General features: G+C 39.7%; 5 protein-coding genes. All 5 read right to left on the bottom strand.

Annotated elements, in window-relative coordinates:
• On the bottom strand, positions 1 to 602 hold a 602-nt coding region (gene ribA / locus QZZ55_RS19885; protein ID WP_293269163.1), incomplete at its 3' end, for a GTP cyclohydrolase II.
• A 61-nt stretch (positions 603 to 663) separates the two neighbouring features.
• Entirely contained in the window at positions 664 to 2,031 is a 1,368-nt protein-coding gene (locus QZZ55_RS19880; RefSeq protein ID WP_293269162.1) for a sensor histidine kinase, read from the bottom strand.
• Positions 2,028 to 2,693 carry a response regulator transcription factor gene (locus QZZ55_RS19875; protein WP_293269161.1) on the bottom strand — a complete coding sequence of 222 codons (666 nt, stop codon included), beginning with the start codon at positions 2,691 to 2,693 and terminating at the stop codon, positions 2,028 to 2,030. Before QZZ55_RS19875 ends, QZZ55_RS19880 begins: the two co-directional genes overlap by 4 nt.
• On the bottom strand, positions 2,690 to 2,875 hold the full coding sequence (locus QZZ55_RS19870; protein ID WP_293269160.1) for a hypothetical protein: 186 nt from the start codon (positions 2,873 to 2,875) through the stop codon (positions 2,690 to 2,692). Before QZZ55_RS19870 ends, QZZ55_RS19875 begins: the two co-directional genes overlap by 4 nt.
• 260 nt (positions 2,876 to 3,135) lie before the next feature.
• Positions 3,136 to 3,783 carry a hypothetical protein gene (locus tag QZZ55_RS19865; protein ID WP_293269159.1) on the bottom strand — a complete coding sequence of 216 codons (648 nt, stop codon included), beginning with the start codon at positions 3,781 to 3,783 and terminating at the stop codon, positions 3,136 to 3,138.
• Positions 3,784 to 4,059 lie beyond the last annotated feature (276 nt).

Raw genomic sequence — 4,059 nt, 5'->3', positions numbered from 1 at the left:
TCAACAAAATGATGCTCAGTCATCATATGACCCATTTTTCCCATTTTAGTGGCAAGGTACTCTTCATTATGGCGATTCTTTCCTACCTGTAACGGAACGCGTTCAGATACGTTGACGCCATATGTTTCTAATGCCTTAACTTTACGAGGGTTATTTGTCATTAACCTAACAGATTTAATGCCTAGGTACTCAAGCATCGGCTCACACATATTGTAATTACGAAGATCAGCAGCAAAGCCAAGACGTTCGTTCGCTTCAACAGTATCCGCACCTTGATCCTGAAGATGGTATGCCTTAATTTTATTTAGCAAACCAATACCGCGTCCCTCTTGGCGCAAGTACAACAGAACACCTCGGCCATTTTCGGCAATCCGTTTTAACGCCTCTTGTAGCTGAAAGCCACAGTCACAACGCAGGCTAAATAACGAATCACCCGTTAAGCACTCAGAGTGAACTCGAGCAAGCACGGGCTCATCTCCAGAAACATCACCAAAAACCATAGCAATGTGTTCTTTATTGGTCTCTGTATCTTCAAAGCCCACCATTGTAAACGTACCCCATGGCATTGGGAGCTTCGAATCAGCTACATACTCGATAGTCACTCATCTATCCTCAAAAAACCGGCAGCATAGTTTATCAGCGCGCAAGGCATTTGGGTAATCATTAAACGTTCTTATCGAGCGGACTAACAAGAGGCTGGTCAGTTTTCTGTCTAGGGAGCAAAAGATGAGCATGCAACCCTCCCATTTCTGAAGACAGCAACTCAAAGACTCCTTTGTATTGCCGTATGATCTCCGAAACGATACTAAGCCCCAACCCGTGCCCTACAGTAGATTCATCCAAACGCTCTCCTCGCGACATCAACTGTCCAATTTTATCAGCAGACACCCCAGGACCATCATCTTCAATACATAACTCTAAACAATGCTCATTCATCATTCCTCGAATGCGCACACGGGTAGTTGCCCACTTACTAGCGTTATCTATTAAATTACCCATCAATTCAATCAAATCATCTCGTTCACCAGGGAAAAAAGTTGTGCTTTGAATACTAATTTCGTATTCAAGCTCTTTATCTCTGTAGATCATTTTCATTGCTTTAATTAATTTTTCTACCTCTTCTTCAATGATCACCTTTTGCCCTGGCATTGCTGCGCCAGCAATACGTGCACGTGTAAGTTCACGCTCGACCAAGTTTCGTAATGCTTGAGATTGCTGTTCAAGTGCATTTGCACAATCAGGACTAGACTCTCTTAGCGTTTCAATTTGGCGATCTATCACTGTTAAAGGTGTTTTCGCAGCATGTGCAAGATTTCCTACAGCATGGCGAGACCGATCAAGCCTTAGGCTCATACTCTCTATCATGTAGTTAATTTCATTAACTAAAGGAGAGATCTCTTTTACCTGTACTTCAGAAAGTGTGCTTATATCACCTTCTTTTAATCTAACGATATCTTGCTGCACGCATGTCAAACTTTTCAAGCCATTACGTATCACTAGAATTTGGACTATTAGAAGAAGAAGAATAAATACTAGGCCAACCCCTGCTACCCACCAACTTAGGGACTTCAATTTCGCTTCTATTTGACTAATATCTTCTGCCAAAACAATGCGAATGGTATGGTCCGCCTTTTTAAAGCTGTTATCGTAAACCAACCACGGCTTATCACGTTTATATTGCAAATCAATATTGAGCTTACCTACTGGTTTCCCATCATAAGTAGGGATCTCTTCATCCCATAGCGATCTTGAGAAACTCCATTCTCCATCATCAACAAGAAATTGATAATAATGTCCGGACATAGGCTGGGAGTAAACTGGCGATATATATTCGGGGTCAATTTGCCATTTATTATCTTTACTCATGACAGCTTGTAAAACTGTCCGAGCATCACTTTGCATTCTTGCACTCACAAACTCATAAGCAACCTCGCGTACCGCCATACCCTGTAAAACCCAAAGTATTGCAAAGACAACAAGAGTTAACCCAATAAATGCTAAGTTGAGCCTTCCTTGTATAGAATTTTTCATAACTGATTTACAAAGATATAGCCTTGGCCACGTTTAGTTTGTATGCGATCTTTGCCAATTTTTTTACGTAGCATTTTGATATACGCTTCAACAACGTTACTGTCATTTTCAGTGCCGTCATCATAAATATGTTCAACTATTTGCAGCTTAGAAAGTAGACGTCCAGGATTATGCATAAAATACCTCAGTAGCTTGTATTCCATACCTGTTAGCTCTTGTTCGTCACTCCCCTCTACACTCACAGCTTGGGTTTTTTCGTTTAGGATCAAACCCGATGTTTCCAATTGTTTCGTTGGTTGTTGCTTTGCACGACGAAGAAGCGCTGTCATCCTGGCAACAAGTTCTTCCGTATGAAAGGGCTTCGCTAGGTAATCATCAGCGCCAGCATCGAAACCATCAATTTTCTCTTGCCAAGAAGAGCGTGCAGTTAAAATTAACGTAGGGATATTGTTGTTACGTTTTCGCCAGTTTTGTAATACTTCGATTCCTGGGCGCTGCGGCAAACCTAAATCTAGCACCGCAAGGTCATATATATCCTCATACCCAAGCGCTTCAGCATCTATACCATTACCTGCAAGATCTACTGCATATCCCAATGCTGCAAGCTCTTTTTTGAGGTCAGGCCCTAATACGCGATCATCTTCTACTAGCAATATTCTCACTGGCTAACCTTGAAGTTCGTTACAATATCGCCGTTAGTAGCATCCATGTAAAAGACACTAACAACACCACTTTCACCAACCGATTCAATCTGATAGTAATACTGATCATTATCTTTTATCAAATAAGCATCCAAAATATGATCTGTTGAGTTCTTACTTCTCATCTCCATTAAATCGGACATGGGCATTATCTCGCCCTTTTTAACCAATACTCTACATGCCTGATAGTCCAATCGAGAACCATTTTTATAAGAGTTTTCAAGGGTTTGTTCAATAATGAAAGACGATTCTTCCGCATGTATCAAAGGGGATACTAGTAGTAATATTGAAAGCAAAATTTGTATTTTATTTTTATTCATAAGTCCATATTACCCTTATTCATTATCTCTATGAAGGCAGGTGTTCAAATTGCAAATCACCTACCTACATAAGAGATCAAAGTTTAGCATTGTTTGCGAACCGCAGACCATCTAGCTGAATTGCTATCTTCTGAGGCAAGTTCATGGCCATTTAGATCACAATAACCTGAGCTCACTCTATCTTTAGGTGCTTCAAGTGGGTTTACAAAAGCATACCCAACAGAAGATTTATTTGAATCATAAGAAGTATCTAAACTACTATCCCGAACATCCTTTGGTGCATCTAATGGACTGACAAAATCATACCCACTGTATGCCACAGACTGCTGATGAGTATCTGAATACTCTTGATCTATACGATCCTTAGGTGCTTCTAATGGGTTCATGAACTTAGTATTGCTACTGGCAACAATATATTCAGATTTAGCAATACTTTGTGAAGGCACAGCATAATCTTGGATTATATCTTTTGGAGCCTGTAACGGAAATAAATCAACTCCGGCAATAGATGTTGCATGAGTTGACGAAATATACGAACCAGCAGCAATAATATCTTTTGGTGCATCTAAAGGTGCTACAAAAGCTGCATCACTTGAAGCAGAGTATGAAGAAATACCTGCTACTGTAAAAGCATCGATGTCTTTTGGCGCTTCCAATGGGAATACCGACGCAAAAGCAGAAGTTGACAAAAATAGTGCACTCAGAAGAGCTGTTTTAGTAAAAGTTTTCATGACCTTTCTCCACTAATTTGTTTTCAATATCAGAATAAACTTTGAAACTGAAACCAAACTGAAAAAAAACACTTCTTTTAGAACAAAAAAATTATTACTAATACAATAAGTAAATAAGCAAGTGTTAAATAATCAACCCGAATTTGGGGATGCAAAAACTAAAAAGAGTATGAGTGGAAAGCTCAAATAAAGAGTAGATACAAAACACTTCATGTATAAGCTTTTGAACAAGCCAAAAACAAAGCTGAACCCTACAGAGAGAGGTTCAGCTATTTT

Origin of the sequence: Neptunomonas sp., from assembly GCF_016744175.1 — a bacterium.
GTDB lineage: Bacteria > Pseudomonadota > Gammaproteobacteria > Pseudomonadales > Balneatricaceae > Neptunomonas.
The sequence above is the reverse complement of the archived record's forward strand: the minus strand, read 5'-3'. Positions and strand labels throughout refer to the sequence as shown.

Excerpts from the sequence above, each read along its gene's own strand:
- QZZ55_RS19880 (WP_293269162.1), bottom strand. The coding sequence starts at position 2,031 with ATGAAAAATTCTATACAAGGAAGGCTCAACTTAGCATTTATTGGGTTA.
- QZZ55_RS19870 (WP_293269160.1), bottom strand. The coding sequence starts at position 2,875 with ATGTCCGATTTAATGGAGATGAGAAGTAAGAACTCAACAGATCATATT.
- QZZ55_RS19865 (WP_293269159.1), bottom strand. The coding sequence starts at position 3,783 with ATGAAAACTTTTACTAAAACAGCTCTTCTGAGTGCACTATTTTTGTCA.